This is a genomic window from Massilia sp. IC2-278 (assembly GCF_020708045.1).
Taxonomy (GTDB): domain Bacteria; phylum Pseudomonadota; class Gammaproteobacteria; order Burkholderiales; family Burkholderiaceae_D; genus Telluria.
In genome coordinates, this window is sequence record NZ_JAJFES010000003.1 from 170,170 (window position 1) to 192,840 (window position 22,671).

Genomic DNA, 22,671 nt, shown 5'->3' on the forward strand with positions numbered 1-22,671 from the left:
TGCGCATCATCAATGAATGAGAATCATTCTCATTGACGAAACGCACATCCTAATGCGAATGATTATCATTTGCAATAGAAATATTGACTGATCCATCATGGCCAGCGCGCGTGTTTTGCCGCTAAAAACATGGCAGAGCGACAATGCCGTATCATCGAGCCCTGATACAAGGAGAGGCGATGGAATCGGTAAGTGTGGTGCTGGCAATGCTGCTGGCGGTAATCGGCAGTGGCTACCTGGTGCGCATGCTGCCGTTCGGCCTGCCCCTGCCCCTGGTGCAGATCGGCCTGGGGGCGGTGATTTCCGGCGTGTTCGGGCACGGCGTCACGCTCGACCCCGAGATGTTCTTCCTGCTGTTCCTGCCGCCGCTGCTGTTCCTGGACGGCTGGCGCATCCCGAAAGTCGGCCTGTTCCGCGACAAGGGCACGATCCTCGAACTGGCCCTCGGCCTGGTGATCTTCACCGTGGTCGGCGCCGGCTTCCTGATCCACTGGCTGGTGCCGTCGATGCCGCTGCCGGTGGCCTTCGCCCTGGCCGCCATCGTGGCGCCGACCGACCCGGTGGCGGTATCGGCGATCACCTCGCGCATCCACGTGCCGCACCGCCTGATGCACATCCTCGAGGGCGAATCCCTGCTGAACGACGCCAGCGGCCTGGTGTGCTTCCGCTTCGCCGTGGCCGCCGCCATGACCGGCGCCTTTTCGCTGGCCAGCGCCTCGCTGACCTTCCTGTGGGTGGCGCTGGGCGGGATCGCCTGCGGCGTGGCGATCACGGTCGCGGTGTCGTTCGTGCAGCGCGTGATCGGCCAGCGCTTCGGCGAGGACCCCGGTTCGCCGATCCTGGTCAATCTGCTGCTGCCCTTCGGCGCCTACCTCGTGGCCGAACACGTGCACGCGTCCGGCATCCTGGCAGCGGTGGCCGCCGGCATCACGATGAGCTATGTGGAACTGTCGGGCCGTGCGCTCGCCACTACCCGCGTGCGCCGCGCCGTGGTCTGGGACACGGTGCAGTTCGCGTTGAACGGCGGCATGTTCGTGCTGCTGGGCGAGCAGCTGCCCGAGATCATCGAACGCGCCCTGCGCCAGGCCGGCCCCGACGCCGCGCTCACGCCCTGGAAACTGTTCGGCATCGCCCTGCTCATCAGCCTGGCCCTGATCGTGCTGCGCCTGGTGTGGGTCTGGGTGTCGCTGCGCCTGACCCTGCTGAACGCGCGCCTGCAGGGCCAGAAGATCTACAAGCCGAACTTCCGCCTGGTGCTGGCCACCTCGCTGGCCGGCGTGCGCGGCGCCATCACCATGGCCGGCGTGATGACCCTGCCGCTGGCCCTGCCGGGCGGCGCCGCCTTCCCGGGACGCGACCTGGCGATCTTCTTTGCCAGCGCGGTGATCATCGTCTCGCTGGTGGTGGCCAGCATCGGCCTGCCGCGCGTGCTGCGCGGCCTCGAGTTGCCGGAAGAATCGACTGAAGAAGCGCAGGAAGACCTGGCGCGCCACAACGCGGCGGTGGCGGCGATTGCCGCAATCGAACGCGTCGGCCACAGCCACCTGGGCGACAGCGAGCACGCCGACGTGCATGCCAGCGCGGTCGACCATGTGCGCGGCGTCTACGAGCACCGCCTGGGCACCGGCCTGGCGGCGAACGAGCCGTCGCGCATCCGGGTCGCGGAACAGGCCGAGCGCGAGTACCGGCTGGCGGCGCTGCAGGCCGAGCGCGAGGCGATCCTGGCGCTCACGCACCAGCGCAAGATATCGGACGATATCGCCAGGAAGCTGCTGAGGGAGATCGATCTGGTGGAGGCGCGGTACCGCTGATGAAAACAGCGAGGGTCAGGTTAAGGTAGTCCAGGATTCATGGAGATCGGGGCTGTAGCCGTGCTCGCATGTCAGATCCCGGATGCCCCTGGCTATGATGGCCATGCGCGTCTGCACCCTGGCCGGACGGCAGAACGAAAACCTGTTCCGGATGCCTGGTTGTCGTGCCTGCGCGCGTGACAAGGACGGTTCGATGCACGCCGTCCTGATGTATCGTGAGCCGGACCAGACACGGCGCTTCGATACACTCGCTCCCGGGTATGCCCATGACCGGTATCTCGATCATGGGAATGCGATATTCGTTGCAAGGCATTGACAGGTTCTCGCACCTGTTCACTGTCACCAGTTTGAGATCGACACGCGACAGGTCGGGTTGATCCAGGCCCTCGAAGACCGGACCGCTCAACGCAAGATGCCTTTCCTCGAACGTCAGTTGAACTGACACGATACGCTGGCCGTCGCCCCGAATGGCGAGTTCACTGCCATCGTGAAATTTCTGAAGCGTTTCATGGACCTGCATCGGCAGGTCGATCGCGCTATGGGCCTGGCGCGCGGCGACGAGGAAGAGCACAAGTACCAGCATGCGAAGCATGATCGATTTCCCCGGTTCGAAAGTTCCTACACTAGTGCTTCAGCAGAATGATCGTCAAGCTTGGCGGTCGTGCGATCCATCGGCGCATGGATTCCATGCGCGGGAATGCGCGCGCGAGCGGGCCTCGGCCCAGGCTTGCTCGAATTCCGCGCGGTCCATTGGTTCCACGCTGAACGCACGATCGCTGGCGATTTCCTCTTCCGGCGGCACGGCGACCTGGCCAAGTTCCGCATGACCGACTTGCTCCTGCGCCGATGCGATGTCTATTCGCCCGCCCGCATAGATCTCGGCTTTGCGCACTTCATATCGATGCTCGTCCAGTTCGCTTAACAACAGTACCGGACAAGCCGGATCGTCGTGCAACCACCTTACCTTCAAATAAGTCAGTTCCATTCCATTGGTTCCCGATAGTTATTCATTACGGCAGAGACACCCCTTGGTCTGTCAGGGCTGCTTCCGGCTTCCCAGCAGCGCCAGGTTGTCGTGCAAGCGCTCGGCCAGTACCTGACGCCAGGCGTCATCCAGCACCTGCGCGGCGTCGTCGAACGTTCCTGCAATCCGACTTAGGAGCGCATCGAGCCAGGCAGCCGCTTCCTCGCGGTTGCCAAAGCCGAAGCGGTGCGCGTCTGCCAGCGCCGCCTCGCGCGCAATGTCGAAGCGGCCGGTCGACAGCTGCATCGCCAGGTAGGCCGGCGTTTCGACCGGATTCGGCACCACGTCGAATGCCGGCGCCAGACGCCACCCTCCGCCATCGGCATCGAACACGATGGCATGGTTGCGCGGATGGTCGTCGTCGTTCCCGCAGACCGCGTTGAACAACATGCGGCCGAACAGTTCGCGCCGGTCTTGCGCCGGGGCGCCGATCCAGCGCAGTTCCTCGGCCAGGCGCGGATAGCTCCAGCGGTCGTTCGACAAGTTGCCCGGATATTCGGTCTGCAACAGGCTGGCGGCGCTGACGCACAATGCGCGCCGTTCCCTGTTGCGGTCGAAGCGCAGCACGCGCACCGCGCTCCGGCTACTTTGTGCCGGATGCCAGACCGTCGGGGCGAACCGCAGGCCGCTCAAGGCGCCCCAGCGCTGGCCTACATGCTCGAGGGCCGGAATGTCGGCGACATCGCTGGCGAGACCAGGCTTGAGCAGCCAATAGTCGCCCTCCTCGTCTTGCACCGTCGCCTTGGGACGGGCGCCACCAAGGCTGACCATTTGCAGCAGGCGCCGGCGTAGCTGAACGTGCACGGGGGACTGCTGCGCGGCGAGGACAGCGAGTTCCTCGATGACCTGCTGCAGCTGGGAGAGCCTGGGCGCGGCCAGCGCCGTAACCGATGGTTTTGGCCGCGTGCCGACGGCAAGCGCGCCCCAGCGGTCGGCATTGCTTGCCAAGACCAGGTAACGGGCCGGCGGCGCTTGCGGCGGCACATTGTGCTCGCCGCGCAGCAAGGCCTGGCCCCAGCCGTCAGGACAGGCATCGCGCAAGACATCGTGCAAGCCGCCATAGCGCGGCGCGCTCACCTCAACGTCTGGCTGAAACGGCAGGTTCACCGGGTCGATCGGCCAGCAGTGTCCGGCGTCCACATAGCTCGGGGCGTAGCGGAAAGTGGCGCTTCCCTCCATGCCAGCACGGTAATACCCGGCCGTGACCCAATCCCCCGTATCCGGGCGCTGGAGATAAACAAACAAAAGTTTTATTGCATTAAACATTTGTCGACAGCGCATTGCATGATCGTCAGCGGCCATGCTAGCAGGCAGGCGCCGTTTCCGGGGCGCGTATCCGTTAAGCCCCGTACAGTGCGTACCAGGCGAAAGCGTAAGATCAGTCCCAGGCACCACTTCGGACCGGTAACGACGATGAGCACAGACCCAGCCGCAGACACCACCCTCCCCCTCGCCGACCCGCCGGCCGCCGCGAAAGCCGCCGGCTTGCGTTACGTGAACGACAGCAAGCCCGGCATCCGCCGCGAACAGGATGGCGAGGGTTTCCGCTACCTCGACGCCAAGGGCGAGCCGGTCGAGGACGAAACCACCCTGAAACGCATCAAGTCGCTGGTGATTCCACCGGCCTGGACCGACGTCTGGATCTGCTCCCAGGCGAATGGTCACCTGCAAGCCACCGGCCGCGATGCGCGCGGGCGCAAGCAGTACCGCTACCACCCGAAGTGGCGCAACGTGCGCGACGAAGTGAAATACGAGCGCATGATCAACTTCGGCAAGGCCCTGCCGACGATCCGCGCCGAAGTCGACAAGGCCCTGAAACAGCCCGGCCTGCCGCGCGAGAAGATGCTGGCGACCATCGTCTACCTGCTGGAAGCGACCATGATGCGGGTCGGGAACGAGGAATACGCGCGCACCAACAAATCCTTCGGCCTCACGACCCTGCGCAACCGCCACGTGAAGGTCGACGGCAGCGATGTCGAATTCAAGTTCCGCGGCAAAAGCGGCGTGTACCACAAGATCCACGTGCACGACCGGCGCCTGGCGCGCATCATCCGCAGCACGCGCGATTTGCCCGGCCAGGAACTGTTCCAGTACATCGACGAGGACGGCGAGACCCACAGCATCGACTCCTCGGACGTGAACGAGTACCTGCGCACCATCACCGGCGAGGACTACACGGCCAAGGACTTCCGCACCTGGTCGGGTACGGTGCTGGCGGCGCTGGCGCTGCAGGAATTCGAGAAGTTCGATTCCGAGACCCAGGCCAAGAAGAACATCGTGCGCGCCATCGAATCGGTGGCGGAAAAGCTCGGCAACACGCCCTCGATCTGCCGCAAGTGCTACGTGCACCCGGCCGTGCTCGAGTCCTATCTCGAAGGCTCGGTCGTGGAAGCCATGCGCGAACGCACCGAGCAGCACCTGAGCGAAGACCTGCACGCGCTGCAGCCCGAGGAAGCGGCGGTGCTGGCGATGCTGCAGCAGCGCCTGAAGCACGAACAGGAAAACCCGACGCCGCCGGCGCGCAGCCAGCGCAAGGCGGCCTGAGCCAATCTATCGAAAGGAACACGCATGAGCGCAAACGAGCAGGCAGATTTCAAGGCAGGCAGCTTCACCATCGAGCAGGTCGCCGCATTCGAGCACCAGGTGACGGGAGTTTCGGTGTCCGAGGACAACCGCATTTTCGTGAACTTCCCGCGCTGGACCGAAGACACGGCAGTCTCGGTGGCCGAAGTGCTGGCCGATGGCGGCGTCAAACCCTATCCTGACGCGGAATGGAACGCCTGGCGCAATGCGAAGAAGGACGAGGTCTCGCCCGAGGACCACTGGGTCTGCGTGCAGAGCATCGTCGCCGATGGCCGCGGCAGCCTGTGGGTGCTCGACCCGGCCGCGCCGGCGCAAAGCCACATGGTGTCGGGCGGCGCCAAGCTGGTGCAGATCGACCTGGCCAGCGACAAGGCCACCCGCACCATCGCCTTCGACGAAGACGTCGCCCCGCAAGGCTCCTACCTGAACGATGTGCGCTTCTCGCCCGATGGCAAATACGCCTACATCACCGATTCCGGCGTGGTCGGCGCGATCATCGTGGTGGAACTCGAGAGCGGCAAGCCGGTGCGCCTGCTCGATGGCGACGATTCCACGCAAATGAAGAAAGGCCTGAACGTCAAGGCCGACGGCGAGGTGCTGCGCCGCCCGGACGGGCGCGGCGTGGAGTTCTCGGCCGACGGCATCGAACTTTCCGGCGACGGCGCATACCTGTACTGGCAGGCGATCAAGGGCAACACCCTGTACCGCATCCCGACCGAGGTGCTGCACACGACAGGCATGGCCGGCGGCGACGTGTCCGGCAGCGTCGAGGAATATGGCTTGAACGAGGTGGCCGACGGCCTGCTGATCCCGAAGGGCACGAACGTGATGCTGCTGACGTCGGTGGAAGTCGATTCCATCCGCGCCCGCAACCTCGACGAAGGCCCGCAGGCGCCTATCCGCACGCTGGTACAGGACGAACGCCTGCGCTGGCCGGACACCTTCTCCCAGGGTCCGGACGGTACGGTGTACGTGACCACCTCGCACATCCAGGACTCCGCCTTCTTCAAGCCGGACGCGCCGCCGGCCCTGCCGACCCAGCTCTGGAAGCTGAGCCCGAAGAAGGGCTGATCAGCGGATCAGCGAATCAAATACGTCGTCACTTTCCAGCTGCCGTCCGGCAGGCGCATCGGGACCACGGTCTCGGTGACGCCGGCGCGGTTGGCGAAGTCGGTGGCGTACTGGATCACCACGTATTCGCCTTCCGGCACGCCCGGCAGGGTCTTGGTGAAGTTGGCCGAGGTCTGCTTGCGCGACTTCACTGCGCCGAGCGGCGCACGGGCGTCGGTGCCGACCTTGTTCCACATGTCGCGCGTGATCGCGGACTGCATCACGGGTGCGCCGGCGTCCCAGGCTTCGGCGGCCTTGCCGGCATCCATCGCGGCGAGCCAGCGGGTGGCAGCATCAAGAGCGGGGGCGATCTGCGGTGCCTGGGCAGCGGCTGCGGACGCAGCGGCCGCGGCCTCCTGCGCATGCAGGGTGGGCGTGGCGAAGGTGGCAGCCGCGGCGGCGGCGGAAAACACGATTGCGGCGATGGCTTTCAAGTCGTTCTCCTTTGGTTGGGGCTTGCAGGATGTGCAAGTACGAGGATAACAGAAGCCGCGCCCTGCTCTGCCAATATGCATGGCAGCGGTAACGAAGCTGTCATATTTGCTACCTACACTGGCATCTTCGAATCACTCCGTGGCCCCGCATGGACAAGAAGGTGCAATCCGACTCGCTGCCGATCCAGGCTCCCCTGGACCCCGGCGCCCCATTCCTGAACCGCGAACTGTCGCTGCTCGAATTCAACCGCCGCGTGCTGGCGCAAGCCGAGGACGAGCGCGTGCCGCTGCTGGAACGCCTGCGTTTCCTGTGCATCGTCAGCAGCAACCTCGACGAATTCTTCGAGGTGCGCGTGGCCAGCCTGCTGGCGGCCCAGCAGCTCGAAGGCGGCCCGGACGGCGTCGCCGATAACCTCGACGTGACGCTCGGCCGCGCCAGCGACGAGTGCCGGCGCCTGATCGCGCGCCAGTACGGCCTGCTGAACGACACCATCCTGCCGCGCCTGGCCGAGCAAGGCATCCGCCTCCTGCGCCGCAGCGACCGCAACGCCGCCCAGCGCGCCTGGGTCAAGCAATATTTCGACCGCGAAGTGCGGCCCCTGCTCACGCCCGTCGGGCTGGACCCGGCCCACCCCTTCCCGCGCGTGATCAACAAGAGCCTGAACTTCATCGTCGAACTCTCGGGCAAGGACGCCTTCGGGCGCGGCACCGGGATTGCCATCATGAAGGCGCCGCGCGTGCTGCCGCGCGTGATCCGCCTGCCCGACGAGCTGTCGGACACGCCGGGCGCGTCCTACTGCCTGCTGTCGTCGGTGATCCAGGCCCACCTGCCGGACCTGTTCACGGGCCGCGAAGTGGTGGCCTGCTCGCAGTTCCGCGTTACCCGCAACAGCGATTTGTGGGTGGACGAGGAGGAAGTGAAGAACCTGCGCCAGGCCCTGCAGAGCGAACTGCACAGCCGCCAGTACGGCTTTGCCGTGCGCCTGGAAGTGGGCCGCAACTGCCCCGCGCATTTGTCGGACTTCTTGCTGGAGCAGTTCTGCATCGACCGTACGCGACTGTTCCAGGTCGACGGCCCGGTGAACATGAGCCGCCTGCAGGAGATCGCCAACAACGACGGCCGGCCCGACCTGAAGTTCCCGCACTTCGCGGCCAGCTACCCGGTGCGCCTGGCGAACCACGACATGTTCGCATCGCTCGCGCGCCAGGACCTGCTGCTGCACCACCCTTTCCAGTCCTTCCAGCCGGTGATCGATTTCATCCAGGCCGCCGCCAGCGACCCGGCGGTGGTGGCGATCAAGCAGACCATCTACCGCGCCGGCATGCATTCGGACCTGATGGAAGCCCTTATCGGCGCCGCCCGCCGCGGCAAGGAAGTGACCGTCATCGTCGAGCTGATGGCGCGCTTCGACGAGGAAGCCAACATCAACTGGGCCGAGCGCCTGGAAAACGCCGGCGCCCAGGTCGTGTACGGCGTGGTCGGCCTGAAGACCCACGCCAAGATGGCCCTGGTGCTGCGCCGCGAACCGGCCGGCCTGCGCCGCTACGCCCACCTCGGCACCGGCAACTACAACCCGACCACGGCGCGTTTTTATACCGACTTCGGTTTGCTGACATCGAACGCCGACCTGACCGCCGACGTGAACGAGGTCTTCATCCACCTCACCAGCCTGACGCGGCCCAAGCAGCTGGCCAGCATCTGGCTGGCGCCGTTCTCGCTGCAGAAGGAAATCGTGCGCGCGATCCGCAACGAGGCGGGCATCGCGCGCGAAGGCAAGCCGGCGCGCATCATCGCCAAGATGAATTCGCTGACCGACGAAACCGTGATCCGCGCGCTGTACGACGCCTCGAACGACGGCGTGCGCATCGAGCTGATCGTGCGCGGCGCCTGCGCGCTGCGGCCGGGCGTGAAGGGGCTGTCCGAGAACATCAAGGTGCGCTCGATCGTCGGGCGCTTTTTGGAGCATACGCGCGTCTACTACTTCCGCAACAACCTGAAGAACGACGTGTACCTGAGCAGCGCGGACTGGATGAACCGCAACCTGCTGCGGCGGGTCGAGGTGGCCTTCCCGGTGCAGTCGCCGGCGCTGAAGAAACGCGTGCTGCGCGAAGGCCTGCATCCCTACCTGAAGGACAACGTGACGGCCTGGGAGCTGGGCAGCGACGGCCACTACCGGCGCCGCAAGCCGCGCGCCGGCCAGGCGCCGTGCAGTGCGCAGCAGGTGCTGATGGACATGCTGGGCGCAGCCGCGCCGGGCGAACCCGACAAGGAAACCAAGCATGGAACTGATCCTGTGGCGCCACGCCGAAGCCGAACCCGGCGAACCTGACGCGCAGCGCGCGCTGACCGCCAAGGGCATCCGCCACGCGGCGCGCATGGGGGCCTGGCTGGACCGCCAGCTGCCGGAAGGCTGCCGCATCTTCGTCAGCCCCACGGTGCGCTGCGTGCAGACGGCCGATGGCCTGGGGCGGCGCTACACGATCCACGAGGCGCTGGGGCCGGAATCGACGCCGGAAGCGATGCTGGCGGCGTGCGGGTGGCCGAACCACCGGTTTCCCGCCTTGTTGGTGGGGCACCAGCCGCAGCTGGGGGAGACGGCGGCGCTGATCCTGGCGGGGGAAAGCCAGCCGTGGAAGATACGCAAAGGGGCGGTGCTGTGGCTGCGCGGGCCGGAGCCGGAGGGCGATCCGGCGTTCATCAAGCTCGCTGTGGGACCGGAGTTGATCGGCAAATTACGCTAGGTTTACGTAGGGTGGACACCTGTGTCCACGCGGTATGGCACGGATGCAAACCACCACCGCATCCCGCCAGGCCATCGCCCCAAGCGTTCCGTGGTAACAACCGGTGAGACAGCGTGGACACAGGTGTCCACCCTACCTACACCCCGCGTAGTACGAACTTTCGCCCCAACTCTTCCCACGCCAGCCGCTCGCGCTCGATCCACGCGCTCAAGGTCGGGTGCCGATCCAGCCAGTCCACCTCCACCGTCAGCTCGATGCGCGACCCCATCGCCAGCCGCACGCCGTCGAGCTCCCCGTCCACGCGCGCATGCATGCAGGCCACGGCCAGGCGCATCGCCAGCACCATGCGCGCGAACGCCGGCTCGTTCAGCGACTCCTTCACCTTGCGCAGATTGCCCTTGTGCCCCAGCACCAGCGTCGCCATCAGGCGCTGCTCGCGCGTGGTGAACCCCGGCAGATCGGCATGCTCGACGATGTAGGCGCCATGCTTGTGCGCCCCGGTATGCGACACCGCCAGCCCGACCTCGTGCAGCAGGCAGCTCCAGCTCAGGTAATCGAGGCAGCTGGCGTCCACCGCTTCCAGCTGCAGGTAGAAATGGCGGGCGATGTCGGCCGTGCGCCGCGCGCGGGCGCTGTCGGCGCCGAAGCGGCGCATGCAGTCGCCGATGGCCAGTGCGCGCCGGTCCTGGTGCTTCGAGCGCAGCTCGAGGTCGGACAGCACGCCCAGGCGCAGGCCGGCGTTGATGGCCGTGAGCCGCGTCACGCCGAATTCCTCCATCGCCCCGATCAGCACGCTCGCGCCGCCCACCACCGCCACCACGCGCTCGCGCTTCAGGCCGGGCAACGCCACCGCGTCCACGTGGCCGAAGCCGAGCAGGCGTTCGCGCAGCGCGTACAGGCTGGGCAGCGAGAGCAGGCCGTCGCCGAGGCCGCTCCTGGCGATCGTGTCGGCGATCACGCGCATGGTGCCGGACGAGCCGTAGGCCGGCCCGCCGGTGTAGTCGCGGTAGTTCGGCGCCGCGTCCTCGAACACGGCGCGGGCGGCGGTGACGGCGGCGTGGAAGGCGCTGCGCGCGATGCGTCCGTCGCCGAAGAAGCGCCCGGCCTGCGGCTGGGTGCCGATGCTGAACGATTCCACCTGCGCGATGCTGTCGCCATGCCCGGCGATGACCTCGGTCGAGCCGCCGCCGATGTCGATCACCAGGCGCGCCTCGTGCTTATTTAGCGCGCGCGCCACGCCCATGTAGATCAGGCGGCCCTCTTCCTCGCCCGAGATGATCTCGATCGGCTGGCCGATGGCGGCCTCGAAGCGCTTCAGCACCTCGGCGGCGTTCGTGGCCACGCGCAGGGTATTCGTGCCGACCACGCGCACCGCGTCGAGCCGGTATTCGGCGAGGATGGCGGCAAAGCCCTGCAGGCTGCGCACGCCGATGCCGATCGCGGCCTCGCCCAGGCGCCCGCTGGGGTCCAGGCCGGCGGCCAGGCGCACCGGGTCGCGCGCGCTGCGCAGGATGCGGATTTCGCCGCCGGCGCCGCCATCGCCGCCGGCCGGCTCGCCGACGTGCAGCCGAAAACTGTTCGATCCGAGGTCCACTGCTGCGAACATGGTGTGCTTTCCAAAGGTGATACGGGAAGTATATCGGGCAAGCGCAAGGGCGGCGCTACGCAGCGCGGCCCGGGCGCGGTTTTCGGCCCGGTTTCGGTGTCAGGCGCAGGCTTCGGCCTCCACCGGCAGCGCCAGGTAGCGCCCGGCGATGTCGTCGGCGCCGAGCGGACGCGAGATGAAGTAACCCTGCACCTCGTTGCAGCCGAGCTCGCGCAAGACCTGCAGCTGGGCAGCGGTCTCCACGCCTTCGGCCACCACCGCCATGCCCAGCGCATGCGCCATCGAGACGATCGCCTCGAAGAATACGCGCCCCTCGCCGCCGCCGTCGAGTTCCGCCGTGAACGCGCGGTCGACCTTCAGCACGTCCATGCGCAGCGTGCGCAGCTGCGACAGCGAGGAATAGCCGGTGCCGAAGTCGTCGATGTGCAGCTTGACGCCGAGCGCGCGCAGCGCCGCCAGTTCGGCCAGGATGTCTTCGCGGTGGTCCATCATGGCCGACTCGGTGATCTCGACTTCGAGCAGCGCGGCCGGCACGCCATGGTGCTCCAGCGCCGCCGCGATGCGGCCGGCGATGCCGCCGCGCTCGAACTGGCAGGCCGAGACGTTGATCGACACCGGCACCAGCCGCGCGCCCTGGCGCCGCCAGGCGGCCAGCTGGGCGCAGGCCTGCTCGATGACGATGTCGCCGATCGGCACGATCAGGCCGCTGGCCTCGGCAAACGGAATGAATTCGCCCGGCGCCACCATGCCGTGTTCCGGATGGCGCCAGCGCAGCAGCGCTTCCATGCTCAGCAGGCGCTTCGACACGGGGTCGACGCGCGGCTGGTAGTGCAGCACGAACTGCTTGCCGGCGATCGCGTCCAGCAGTTCCTGTTTCAGGCGCGCGCGCTTCTGGATTCCGCCCGAGAGCGTCTCGTCGTAGAAGCGGTGCTGGCCCTTGCCCTCGTGCTTGGCCGCGTACATGGCGATGTCGGCATGGCGGATCAGGGTGCCGGCATCGGCGCCGTCGCGCGGGAACATGGCGATGCCGATCGAAGCGCCGACGCTCGCCTGCAGTCCTTCGCCCAGCGCGAACGGGCGAGCAAAGGCGGCCACGATGCGCTCGGCCACGGCGGCCACCTGGAACTCGTCGCGCGCAGGGCGCATCAGCACCACGAATTCGTCGCCGCCGAAGCGGACAATTTCATCCCCGGGCCGCATCAGGGCGCCCAGGCGGCGCGCCGCGGCCACCAGCAGCCCGTCGCCGACGGCGTGGCCGTGGGTATCGTTGACCTGCTTGAATTCGTCGAGGTCGACGAAGAGCAGCGCCAGGCCGCCTTCGCGCGCGGCGGCGTCCAGCAGGGTCGGCACGTGGTTCAGCAGCCAGCTGCGGTTGCGCAGGCCGGTGAGCGAATCCTGGTTCGCCAGGCGCTCCATCTCGGTTTCGTATTTCTTGCGCTCGCTGATGTCCTGCAGGGTCACGGCCAGGCCATCGCCGACGCGCACCAGGCGCCGCCGGCCCCAGGCGAACGCGAGGCGGGTATCGACCGGCATGCGCCGGTCTTCCTCGAAGAAGCCGGTCGACATCGCCATGCGGTAGGTGGCCACGATCTCGTCGCCCGACGCACCGCGGTCCATGGTCGACACCGCGCGCCCGACCAGGTCGCCGCGCGTCATGCCGTAGAAGGACGCGCCGCGCTCGTTGCAGTCGACGATGCGGAAGTCGACGATCTGGCCCTTGCGGTCGCGCACCGGCGCGGCCATGTAGAAACCGTCGTTGGCGCTTTCGGTGGCGGTGCGGTAGGCCAGGCGCACCGCTTCGTGCTCGCGCGCCCGGCTCGCCGCGCGCAGCGACAGCAGGCTGGCCAGGCCCGCCATCAGGGCTAGCGCCACGCTGCCGGCCACGGCGCGGTCGCGGCTCTCTTCCCAGTAGGCCTGGGCCGCGGCGCTGCCGTCGCGCTGCGACAGCGCCACCATCGCCACCACCGGATACACGGCCGAATCGCGCCAGCCCATGGCGCGCGCGACGCCGTCGACAAAGCCTTCGCCCACCACCAGCCGCGGGCCGCCGGCGCGCGCCGCGAGGCTGCGCTGCTCCAGCACGCGCGGGCCGCCCGGACGGCCGGTTTCGTCGCCGGCCTGCTCGATCCAGAAGCGGCCGGCGGTATCGGCCATGGCCAGCAGGCCGTCGGCGCCCAGGGTCGACTGGCCGACAAAGGACGTGAAATAGGCGGCATCGACCGCCATCACCACGATGCCGTCGAACTCCTCGTCGGCCCGGTCGAGGCGGCGCGTGAACAGCACCACTTCGCGCGTGGCGTCGAAGCCGCCCGGGGCGATGTCGACCCGCAGCGCGCTCGAATTGCTGTCGCGGTGCTGCACGAAGAAGGCGGCGTCGAGCAACTTGTCGGGCAGACCGTTGCGGCGCGTGCTGGAGCGCACCTTGCCGTCGGGGCCGACGATGCTGACGGCCACGAAGGCGTGGTCGGTGAACATGCCGTCGGCGCGCATGTCTTCCAGCAGGGTCTGGCGCTGGCCATGCTCCCAGCTGTGCTTGAGCTGCATGGTGATCTGGTCCATCTGCGCGATCGAGCGCGTGACGTACTGCTCGTAGGCCTGGGCGTAGGTGTCGGCTTCCTTCAGCAGCAGCAGGCGCGCGCGCTCGGCATCGCCATCAGCGCGCAGGATGGTCACGGCCCAGAGGGCGGCGCAGCAGAGGACGGCAAGGACGGGCCAGACGATGGCCAGGATGGTGTTGGTGCGGGAGGGACTGGAAGCGGCTGGTATCTTCATGCGCGGTCAAGGGGCAGCGGGCGTTGTACCCGCTGGCCTCTCGGCCGCCATGGCGGGCAGCGCAGCTTAAGCTTGATTTGTGACCGCTTGATGACGGGCGCGCCAGGCAAAACCTACATGGCGGCGTTACATCGCCTCGCCGTACCCGCGTACTGTCTTCGGCGATGCGCCTTGCCCTGAAGGCTTTGCCAGGCGCGCCAGGACCAGGGCGTGCTAGCTGCGCGGCGGCTGCATCCCCTGGAACTCGCTCACCGCCTCGCGGTACTGGCGCGACTCCTGCAAACGGTTCATGTAGCGGATTGGCCGGCGCGCCTTGCGCTCGACGGTGTAGCCGCTCAGGGTGCCGCGCGCGCCGCACTTGGCGCGGCAGGTGGCGGCGCCGGCGGCGTCGCGGTCGTCGAGCACGATCTTCCCGGGTTGCACGTTCACCTTCAGCGTGCACGGCGCCTCGCCCGCGGCCGGCATGGTCTGCTGGCGATAGACGAAGTCCTCGCCCTCGCGCCCGGCGATGCCCCACACGCTGCAGGTATGGCCGTTGGCGAATTCGAGGTAGGCGCGCAGGTAGACGTGGTCGGCATCCTGGCGCACGATCTCGACCACGTCCTCGGCCAGGTAGCGTTCGGCCGGGCGGTCGGCGCCGGCGTTGATCGTGTTCATGAAGCGGCGTTTATAGACGCCCTCGATGCTGCCGGCGACGTCGTCCGCAGCCAGGGCGGGCAGCGCCAGCAGCGCCGCGCAGACCAGTCCGAGTTTCGCCATCGCGCGCTTCATGGCTGGCCTCCGCGCTGCTCCGGATGGTTGAACACCTGGCGCAGATAGGCCAGGAAGGTCTCGTCGGTGCACTGCGACTTGCCCGGCGTGTCCGACAGCTTGGCCACCGGCTGGCCGTTGCAGCGCACCAGCTTCATGACGATGTTGATGGCCTTGTAGGGCGTGTCGTTGGTGAGCTGGGTGCCGATGCCGAAGCCCAGCATGACGCGGTCGGCGAAGTGGCGGTACAGGGCCAGCGCCTTCGGCACCGTCAATGCATCGGAAAACACCAGGCGCTTGGTGCGCGCGTCGATGCGCAGCTTGGCGTAGTGGGCCAGCGCCTTTTCGCCCCACTCCATCGGGTCGCCCGAGTCGTGGCGCAGGCCGTCGAACAGCTTGGCAAAATACAGGTCGAAGTCGTTCAGGAAGGCGTCCATGCCGACCACGTCGGTGAGCGCCGTGCCCAGGTCGCCGCGGTATTCCTGGACCCAGTCTTCCAGGGCCGCCTTCTGGAAGTCGCGCAGGCGTACGCCGAAGGACTGGAAGGCCTGCATGTATTCGTGGGCCATGGTCCCGATCGGCACCAGGTTGTACTTGCGCGCCAGGTAGACGTTCGATGTGCCCTTGAAGAACTGCGGCAGCTCGCGCTGCAGGGTCTCGACCACCTCGTCCTGCCACTCGCCCGAGAAGCGGCGGCGCACGCCGAAGTCGAAGAAGGCGAAGTTGTTGGCGCGCTTCGGTTCGAGCTCGAAGGCGCGGAACTGCTCGATCTTCTCGGCCAGGCGCACGCGCGCTTCGCGCAATGCGTGTTCCTTGTCGAAGCGGCGGAAGTACAGCTCGTTGACGATGTAGAGCACGTAGATCTCGAAGCCCATCACATGCACCACCGGGCCGACGGCGCGGATGCGCAGGTGCGGGCCATCGGTTTCCACGGTGATGAACTTGCGCTGGAAGCGGAACACCGTGAGGAAGTCGGCGAAGTCGCTCTTGATGAAGCGCAGGCTGCGCAGGTAGCTGATCTCGTCCTCGCTGAACAGCATCTCGCACAGGTGGTCGAGTTCGCGCTCGACTTCTTCCTTCAGTTCGGCCAGCGGATAGGCCGGCTCGTTACGGCAGCGGAATTCGTATTCGCCGTGGGCGTTCGGATGCCGGTGCAGCAGCGCCTGCCACATGGTGAATTTGTACAGGTCGGTTTCGAGCAGGCTGCGAACGATGGGCTTCATGGGTGCGATCCTTGGACTTCAGGTTTTCTTTTTTTGTCGGCGTTTCGGCGCCAGCATGGTGCCGCTGCAACCGGGTGTGCCGCAGCGGCATTCGAATTTCTTCTTCAGGGCCGGCGTGTGGCGCTCGTCGTAGATGAGGGCGTAATTGTAATTCAGTTCCTGCCCGGGCTCGATGGGATGCAGCGCATGGATGTAGACGCGCCCGTCTTCCTCGTAGGCTTCGCAGTTCGGGCTGCAGGCATGGTTGATCCAGCGCGCCTCGTTGCCGCGCCGCCCGCCGTCGATCACGCGGCCGTCGGCCAGGCTGAAATAAAAGGTGTGGTTCACCGGGCCGCCGGCTTTCTCGGCGCGTTCGGTGGCTTCATCCCAGCTGATGCGCTCGCCCTTGTATTCGACGATGCGCTCGCCGGGCTCGATGTGGCGGCGGGCGAAGACGCCGTTGCCATGGATGGGGGACTGCTTCACTTCATAGGCTTGGTCGGCCTTGGCTGCGGATGTGGTCGGCATGAGGGATTCGAAAGTGAGACGGCGTCGTGTTCAACGGGCATTATTACCATTATTGTACGTTTTTCGCTTTGGTGCCACACATGAGGCCACCCATCCGCGGCGGGCGGCATCAGGGTGGATCGGTGTCGTAGGCCTGGACGCTGTCCGGCAGCCCGACCCAGGGGTGACGGCGCCGTGCGTGCAGGGCGTGCGTGGGCGGCGGGAAGTGCGGATCGGCGAAGGCGCCGACCGCCACGCCGACGCCATCGTGTTCGTCCATCTCCTGGTGGTACACGGTGGTGCCGCAGCGCGGGCAGAAATAAAAGCGGAATGCGGTGCCGCCGTCGCCCGCGCGGACGAACTCGGTGGCCTGGCCATGCACCGTGAACGGCGCGGCAAAGCTGGCGATGGTGGCGAACACGCTGCCGCTGCGGCGCTGGCAGGCCAGGCAGCTGCAGATGCACACGAATTGCGGTTCGCCGCTCACCTCGATCGACAGCTGGCCGCAGGTGCAGGCGGCGATGCGGCTGGTCATGGTGGTCTCCACAGGTAGACAGTGATGGAACGATAATCCAAAGCGGCCGCCATGTGAACTGCCGCGGCCCGATTACCTCGGAGGTAATCGCCGCCGTGCCGCTCCTTCGCCAGAATGGCTCCGTCATCCACCCACCTTGAACGGAGCAGACCATGGACACCGCCAGCACCCTCGCCCGCCACTACCTCGACGCCTGGAACGAACGCGACGCGCCCGCGCGCCGCGCCCGGGTCGCCCGCCTGTTCACGCTCGACGCCCGCTACGTCGACCCGATGATGGCCGGCGCCGGGCACGACGGCATCGACGCCCTGATCGCCGCCGCCCAGCAGCATTTTCCGGAGCACCGCTTTGCCCTGCACGGCACGCCGGACGCCCACCACGACGTGCTGCGCTTCGGCTGGACCCTGCACGGGCCGGACGGCGCCGAGGTGGTGCGTGGCATGGACGTGGCCACGCTCGGCAGCGATGGCCGCCTGGCCAGCGTGGCCGGTTTTCTCGACACCGCTGCCTGAGGAGAACGCCATGAAGAATATCGTGCAAGGCGCGGGTGGCGTCGACCTGTTCTGTCGCGACTGGGGGCAAGGAAGGCCGGTCGTATTCGTGGCCAGCTGGTCGCTGCCCTCGGAATCCTGGAGCTACCAGATGCTGGCCATGAACGAGGCCGGCTACCGCACCGTGGCGTTCGACCGGCGCGGGCATGGCCGCTCGGGCGACCCCGGCGGCGGCTACGACTTCGACACCCTGGCCGACGATCTCGCCGCCGTGCTCGACCAGCGCGACCTGCGCGACGCCGTCCTGGTCGGCCACTCGATGGGCTGCAACGAGATCGTGCGTTACCTCAGCCGCCATGGCAGTGCGCGCGTGGCCGGCGCGGTGCTGCTGGCGACCATGACGCCGTTCGTGCTCGACACAGTGGACAACCCGGACGGCATTGACGCCGCCTACTTCGAGAACTTCCGGCGCGAGCAGTTGATGCGCGACTTCCCGCAGTGGATAGACGCGAACATGGTGCCCTTCGTGTACCCCGACACGCCGGCGGGCATCAAGAGATGGGTGAAGCAGATGGCGCTCGGCGCTTCGCTCCAGGCGCTGGTCGCATGCCACCGCGCGCTGGTGCAGACCGATTTCCGCGCCGAGCTGGCCGACGTCGGCGTGCCGGTGCTGGTGATCGCCGGCGACCAGGATGCCAGCGCGCCCTTGGCCCTGACGGCGCGCGCCACCGTGGATCTGCTGCCGGATGCCCGGCTGAAGGTGTACGAGGGCGCGCCGCACGGCATGTTCATCACCCACCAGGCCGAGGTGAACCGCGACCTGCTTGAGTTCGCGGACGCGATCGCGCAGAATCGGGCGACAGCACACACGGAGGCCTGATGGACACGAGCGCGGCGGATGCGGGTACGGCCAGCACCTATTTCAGCGATTTCGCCGCCGCCCTGCGCTACTGGCGCGGCAAGCGCGGCCTGAGCCAGCTGCGGCTGTCGCTCGATTCCGGCATCTCGCAGCGCCACCTGAGCTTTCTGGAGACCGGGCGCGCGCAACCGGGAAGGGACCTGATCGTGAAACTCGGCATCGTGCTCGACATCCCGCTACGCCAGCGCAACGCCATGCTGCTCGCAGCTGGCTTCGCGCCGGCCTACCGCGAGCGCGCGCTGTCCGACCCGGAAATGGGCGCGGTGATGCAGGCGCTCGACTTCATGCTGGCCCAGCAGGCGCCCTATCCGGCGCTGGTGGTCGACCGCCTGTGGAACCTGGTGATGCACAACGCGCCCGCCGCACGCCTGATGCGCTGGCTGCTTGGCATGCCAGCGGATGCTGCGATCCCGCGCGACGGTTCGGTGAACGTGCTGAAGCTGATGCTCGATCCGAACGGCGTGCGGCCGCACCTGGCGAACTGGGAAGACGTGGCCACCGATTTGCTGCAATGGGTGCAGCGCGAAGCGATGGGCGACGGCCCCGGCAGCGAAGCGACGCGCCTGCTGGAGGAATTGATGGCCCTGCCCGGCATCGCCGGGGCCGCGCGCCAGCCGAACCTGGAGCGTGCCGCCCTGCCCTTTTTGCCTATGCAGCTGCGCAAGGATGGCGTGGCGCTGAACCTGTTCACCACGATTACCACGCTCGGGACGCCGCACGACGTGACCGTGCACGAGTTGCGGCTGGAGTCGTTCTTTCCGGCCGACGAGGCCAGCCGGGCGTGGTTCCTGGCATGAGCATCAGAGCCGGCCTGCCGCCAGCAGCTCGCGGGTACGCTTCAGGGTCGACAGCAAGGCGGCCCGATAACCCTGGTCGCTGTCCATCAGCGCCTGCTCCGCCTGTTCTTCGGCGCCGCCCGGCGCCTTGCCGCGCAGGCCGAGATAGCAGTAGAACCGCAGTTGCAGCACGCCGTCGGCATCCCCGAACAGCTCGTTGACGATCACGCCTTCGCGTGGGCCGCTGGCCTGGAAAAAGGAGACCTTCGTCTCGTGCTCGAAAGCGATGATCTCGCGCAGGTCCTTGCCGCCGATGGTGGCTTCACGCACGATGTGGTCCCTCCCCTCTTCCACGACCTCGCAGCGCGTGCACAGGCCGGGTGGCAGGAACAGCCTGGCGTCGCGCGCCTTCAGCACCAGGCCGGCCCAGGCCTGGGCACGGGTCAGCGGGAGTTCGTTTTCCGGGTTCACCGGAACAGTGGCGGTCGAATAGATCATGATGGGCTCCTTTCAGTTGAACGGTGATCAGGCGGAAGCGGCGACGCTGGTGGCGAAGTCGCGGTAGGAACGCAGCGGCCGTTTCAACAGCGCGGTGAGGCGTTCGACGTCGCCGGCTTCAGGCACCATGCCGTCGACCAGGAAACGCTCGGCCATCAGGCGCATGTCGTAGGCCATCCAGGGCGGCATGAACTGGCGCAGGTTCTGTTCAAAAGCGACTGTGTCGTCGCCACCGTAGGCGATGGGGCGTTGCAGCACGTCGGTCCAGATGGCGGCGATGTCCGCGCCGGTCAGGGTGTCGGGGCCGACCAGGTTGATGCGTTCGAGCGGCAGCGGGCCGGCGGCGCCGTCGCGGCGCAGCAGTTCGATGGCGGCGATCTCGCCGATGTCGCGCACGTCGATCATTGCCAGCCCTTTCGAACCGATCGGCATCGGGTACACGCCGTAGTTGCGCACCACATCCGTGATGGTCGCATCGTTGTCGATGAAATAGGCCGGGCGCAGGATGGTGGCCGAAAAGCCCAGCGCCTCGATCATGCGTTCGACACCGAACTTGCCGGCGAAATGAGGCACGTTCAGGTAGACGTCGCTGTGGATCACCGACAGGTAGACCACGTGTTGGACGCCGGCTTCGCGCGCCAGGTTCAGGGCGACCAGCGCCTGGGTGAATTCGTCGGGCACGACGGCGTTCAGCAGGAATAGGGTCGACACGCCCTGGAAGGCGCTACGCAGCGAATCGACGTCGAGCAGGTCGCCCTGCACGAGCTCGACGCCGCCAGGGAAGTTTGCCTTGGCAGGATTGCGCACCAGGGCGCGCACGCTGGCGCCGCGCCCGGCGAGTTGGTCGACAACGTTGCGGCCGACATTGCCGGTAGCGCCGGTAACGAGAATGGTCATGATCTGGACTCCTTTGGGTGGGTTGAAAGTGTCGGTTGACGCTTTGCATGGTAGATGTCCCACGGGAGATGCGATAGCCGCTAGAATTGGACGGACCGTCTCACTCATGAAACACTTATGGACCTGCTCGCGCTTGCCGATTTCAACCTCGTTGCCCGTCATGGCGGCTTCGGCCGCGCCGCGCGTGCCAGTGGCCGCCCGAAAGCCACGCTCTCGCGCCGCGTCGCCGAGCTGGAGAGCAGCCTGGGCGTGCGCCTGCTGGAACGCGGCGCGCGCGTGCTGAAGCTGACGCAGGAAGGCCAGGCCCTGTTCGAGCGCACCGCCGCCCTGCTAGGCGAGATCGACGAGGCGGCGGCGGATGTGGCTTCGGGTGGCGCCGCGCCGCGCGGCAGGCTGCGCATCAGCGCGCCGCTGCTGTTTTCGCAGACGGCGATGGGCAAGCTGGCGGCATCGTTCGCCCTCGCCTATCCGGAAGTGCGGCTGGAAGTCACGACCGAAGACCGGCCGGTGGACATGGTCGAGGAAGGCTACGACCTGGCGATCCGCGTGAACCCGGCGCCGGATGCCAACCTGGTCGGCCGCATCCTCTTGCGCGACCGGCTGGCCGTGGTGGCGCCCCCAACCCTGGCGCGGCCGCCGTCAGGGGTGCCGGTGCCGGCCGTGGTGCGCGGCGCGGCAGGTGGCTCATCCTGGCCGCTGAAGGGTGACGGCGCAGCCATCGCCATCGATTCCGTGCTGCGCCTGTCCTCGCTGATCATGGTGCGCGATGCGGTGCGGGCCGGGGTTGGGGTGGCCTGCCTGCCGGTTTCGTTGGTTAGTTACGATATTAGTGAGGGACGGCTGGCGCACTGGGGCGACCTGGACGCGCCCGAGATCGCGGTCTGGGCGCTCTACCCTTCGCGCCGCCTGCTCAGCACACGTGTGTCCGCCTTCCTCGAGCACCTGAAGGCTGCCTTCCCGCAGGGGACGCCGGAAGAACTGGCGGCGCATATCGCAGGAACCTAGCGAACGAACTTGGCGACGGTGCTCTGCGCGGGCAGCCGGCAGGGAAACCTGGCGAAGGCTCCTGGCGGCGCCTTATGGCGCCGGCTGCGCCGCATCGCTGCGGATGAAATCGACAAACGCGCGCAGCGGCGCCGGCAGCAGGCGCCGGCCGGGGTAGTAGAGAAAGGGGCCGGAAAAGCTCGGCCACCAGGGCTCCAGCACCGGTTCCAGCTGGCCGCGCTCGATGTGGGGCCGCAGCCAGTCCTCGAACAGATACACGATGCCGGTGCCGGCCAGCGCCACGTCCACCGTCAGGTCGATGGCGCCGCCTACCTGCACCAGCAGCGGGCCGGCCGGGTCGACCGTCACCGTCTCCCCGCCCCGCTCGAAAGTCCAGCGGATCATGGCCCCGCTGGCGAAACGCGCGCGCATGCAGGTGTGCTCCAGCAGCTCGCGCGGATGCACCGGCCGCCCATGCCGCGCCAGGTAATCCGGCGACGCCGCAGCCGCCATGCGCTGCACGCGCGGGCCGATCGGCACCGCGACCATGTCCTGCTCCAGCCTTTCCTCGTAGCGGATGCCGGCGTCGCAGCCGGCCGCCAGCACGTCGACAAAGCTCTCGTCGGCGATCACTTCCAGGCGGATCTCGGGATAGGCGGCCAGGAAGCGCGGCACGATGGACGGCAGCACCAGCCGCGCCGCGCTCACCGGCACGTTCAGGCGCAGCGTGCCGGTAGGCGTGTCGCGAAAACCGTTGACGACGTCGAGCGCGCTCTCGACTTCGCTCAGCACCGGTTCCAGCCGCGCCAGCAAACTCAGGCCCGCTTCGGTCGGCACGACGCTGCGCGTGGTGCGGTTCAGCAGGCGCACGCCGAGCCGGGTCTCGAGGCGGCGTACCGCGTCGCTCAAGCCCGAGGCACTGCTGCTGGTGGCGCGCGCCGCATCGCGAAAGCCCCGGGCGCGCGCTACGGCCACGAAAGCGGACAGGTCACCGAGATCGGCTTTCATCGCGTTTCCTTATTGTTCGTTT

At 67.3% G+C, this 22,671-nt stretch carries 22 protein-coding genes; 9 read left to right on the forward strand and 13 right to left on the reverse strand.

The window, feature by feature from the left end; all coding sequences use genetic code 11:
* Nucleotides 1-179: 179 nt before the first annotated feature.
* Entirely contained in the window at nt 180-1,811 is a 1,632-nt protein-coding gene (locus tag LK540_RS08465) for a Na+/H+ antiporter (RefSeq protein ID WP_229436744.1), read from the forward strand.
* A 37-nt stretch (nt 1,812-1,848) separates the two neighbouring features.
* Here the strand turns inward: LK540_RS08465 and LK540_RS08470 are convergent, their stop codons facing one another.
* Genes LK540_RS08470 through LK540_RS08480 form a run of 3 tightly spaced genes read right to left on the reverse strand, consistent with a single transcriptional unit; the run spans nt 1,849 to nt 4,014 of the window.
* Nucleotides 1,849-2,403 carry a hypothetical protein gene (locus LK540_RS08470; RefSeq protein WP_229436745.1) on the reverse strand — a complete coding sequence of 185 codons (555 nt, stop codon included), beginning with the start codon at nt 2,401-2,403 and terminating at the stop codon, nt 1,849-1,851.
* A 54-nt stretch (nt 2,404-2,457) separates the two neighbouring features.
* Nucleotides 2,458-2,796, reverse strand: coding sequence for a hypothetical protein (locus LK540_RS08475; protein ID WP_229436746.1), 339 nt, complete (start codon nt 2,794-2,796; stop codon nt 2,458-2,460).
* Between the two features lie 51 nt (nt 2,797-2,847).
* Nucleotides 2,848-4,014: a type II toxin-antitoxin system HipA family toxin gene (locus LK540_RS08480; RefSeq protein ID WP_229436747.1), complete on the reverse strand. Its 1,167-nt coding sequence runs from the start codon at nt 4,012-4,014 to the stop codon at nt 2,848-2,850.
* A 234-nt stretch (nt 4,015-4,248) separates the two neighbouring features.
* Between LK540_RS08480 and LK540_RS08485 the strand changes: the two genes are divergently transcribed.
* Entirely contained in the window at nt 4,249-5,379 is a 1,131-nt protein-coding gene (locus LK540_RS08485) for a DNA topoisomerase IB (protein ID WP_229436748.1), read from the forward strand.
* A gap of 24 nt (nt 5,380-5,403) precedes the next feature.
* Complete coding sequence (locus LK540_RS08490) at nt 5,404-6,489, forward strand: major royal jelly family protein (protein ID WP_229436749.1); 1,086 nt, start codon at nt 5,404-5,406, stop codon at nt 6,487-6,489.
* 8 nt (nt 6,490-6,497) lie between these two features.
* Here the strand turns inward: LK540_RS08490 and LK540_RS08495 are convergent, their stop codons facing one another.
* A complete protein-coding gene (locus LK540_RS08495) occupies nt 6,498-6,962 on the reverse strand; it encodes a DUF4019 domain-containing protein (protein ID WP_229436750.1) in 465 nt (154 codons plus the stop codon).
* A 149-nt stretch (nt 6,963-7,111) separates the two neighbouring features.
* Here LK540_RS08495 and ppk1 point away from each other — a divergent pair, with 149 nt between their 5' ends.
* Both ppk1 and LK540_RS08505 read left to right on the forward strand, forming a co-directional pair.
* Nucleotides 7,112-9,292, forward strand: a complete 2,181-nt coding sequence (ppk1, locus tag LK540_RS08500; protein ID WP_229436752.1) for a polyphosphate kinase 1 — start codon at nt 7,112-7,114, stop codon at nt 9,290-9,292.
* Nucleotides 9,243-9,704 (forward strand): histidine phosphatase family protein, encoded by a 462-nt coding sequence (locus LK540_RS08505; RefSeq protein ID WP_229436753.1) that lies wholly within the window; start codon nt 9,243-9,245, stop codon nt 9,702-9,704. Before ppk1 ends, LK540_RS08505 begins: the two co-directional genes overlap by 50 nt.
* A 136-nt stretch (nt 9,705-9,840) precedes the next feature.
* On the opposite strand, the gene LK540_RS08510 is transcribed toward LK540_RS08505, so the two are convergent.
* From LK540_RS08510 to LK540_RS08535, 6 genes are all read right to left on the reverse strand, one after another.
* Entirely contained in the window at nt 9,841-11,310 is a 1,470-nt protein-coding gene (locus LK540_RS08510; protein ID WP_229436754.1) for a Ppx/GppA phosphatase family protein, read from the reverse strand.
* 99 nt (nt 11,311-11,409) lie between these two features.
* A complete protein-coding gene (locus LK540_RS08515; protein ID WP_229436755.1) occupies nt 11,410-14,082 on the reverse strand; it encodes an EAL domain-containing protein in 2,673 nt (890 codons plus the stop codon).
* Nucleotides 14,083-14,295: 213 nt separating this feature from the next.
* Entirely contained in the window at nt 14,296-14,853 is a 558-nt protein-coding gene (locus LK540_RS08520; RefSeq protein WP_229436756.1) for a hypothetical protein, read from the reverse strand.
* Nucleotides 14,850-16,055 carry a nicotinate phosphoribosyltransferase gene (gene pncB, locus LK540_RS08525; protein WP_229436757.1) on the reverse strand — a complete coding sequence of 402 codons (1,206 nt, stop codon included), beginning with the start codon at nt 16,053-16,055 and terminating at the stop codon, nt 14,850-14,852. The genes LK540_RS08520 and pncB overlap by 4 nt, the downstream gene beginning before the upstream one ends.
* Before the next feature lie 18 nt (nt 16,056-16,073).
* Nucleotides 16,074-16,562 carry an SET domain-containing protein gene (locus LK540_RS08530; RefSeq protein WP_229436758.1) on the reverse strand — a complete coding sequence of 163 codons (489 nt, stop codon included), beginning with the start codon at nt 16,560-16,562 and terminating at the stop codon, nt 16,074-16,076.
* A 109-nt stretch (nt 16,563-16,671) separates the two neighbouring features.
* Nucleotides 16,672-17,076: a GFA family protein gene (locus LK540_RS08535; RefSeq protein ID WP_229436760.1), complete on the reverse strand. Its 405-nt coding sequence runs from the start codon at nt 17,074-17,076 to the stop codon at nt 16,672-16,674.
* 152 nt (nt 17,077-17,228) lie between these two features.
* Between LK540_RS08535 and LK540_RS08540 the strand changes: the two genes are divergently transcribed.
* From LK540_RS08540 to LK540_RS08550, 3 genes are read left to right on the forward strand one after another with little or no spacing between them, the layout of a single operon-like run.
* Nucleotides 17,229-17,588: a nuclear transport factor 2 family protein gene (locus LK540_RS08540; RefSeq protein ID WP_229436762.1), complete on the forward strand. Its 360-nt coding sequence runs from the start codon at nt 17,229-17,231 to the stop codon at nt 17,586-17,588.
* A gap of 10 nt (nt 17,589-17,598) precedes the next feature.
* On the forward strand, nt 17,599-18,447 hold the full coding sequence (locus LK540_RS08545; protein WP_229436764.1) for an alpha/beta fold hydrolase: 849 nt from the start codon (nt 17,599-17,601) through the stop codon (nt 18,445-18,447).
* Nucleotides 18,447-19,283, forward strand: coding sequence for a helix-turn-helix domain-containing protein (locus tag LK540_RS08550; RefSeq protein ID WP_229436765.1), 837 nt, complete (start codon nt 18,447-18,449; stop codon nt 19,281-19,283). Before LK540_RS08545 ends, LK540_RS08550 begins: the two co-directional genes overlap by 1 nt.
* Nucleotides 19,284-19,286: 3 nt before the next feature.
* Here the strand turns inward: LK540_RS08550 and LK540_RS08555 are convergent, their stop codons facing one another.
* Both LK540_RS08555 and LK540_RS08560 read right to left on the reverse strand, forming a co-directional pair.
* The gene (locus tag LK540_RS08555) at nt 19,287-19,760 is read right to left on the reverse strand and encodes an AtaL-like protein (RefSeq protein WP_229436766.1); all 474 of its coding nucleotides are present in this window, start codon (nt 19,758-19,760) and stop codon (nt 19,287-19,289) included.
* 27 nt (nt 19,761-19,787) lie between these two features.
* Nucleotides 19,788-20,657 (reverse strand): SDR family oxidoreductase, encoded by an 870-nt coding sequence (locus LK540_RS08560; RefSeq protein WP_229436767.1) that lies wholly within the window; start codon nt 20,655-20,657, stop codon nt 19,788-19,790.
* Nucleotides 20,658-20,774: 117 nt separating this feature from the next.
* Between LK540_RS08560 and LK540_RS08565 the strand changes: the two genes are divergently transcribed.
* Nucleotides 20,775-21,662, forward strand: coding sequence for a LysR family transcriptional regulator (locus LK540_RS08565; protein ID WP_229436768.1), 888 nt, complete (start codon nt 20,775-20,777; stop codon nt 21,660-21,662).
* A 72-nt stretch (nt 21,663-21,734) separates the two neighbouring features.
* Here the strand turns inward: LK540_RS08565 and LK540_RS08570 are convergent, their stop codons facing one another.
* The gene (locus LK540_RS08570; protein ID WP_229436769.1) at nt 21,735-22,649 is read right to left on the reverse strand and encodes a LysR substrate-binding domain-containing protein; all 915 of its coding nucleotides are present in this window, start codon (nt 22,647-22,649) and stop codon (nt 21,735-21,737) included.
* Nucleotides 22,650-22,671 lie beyond the last annotated feature (22 nt).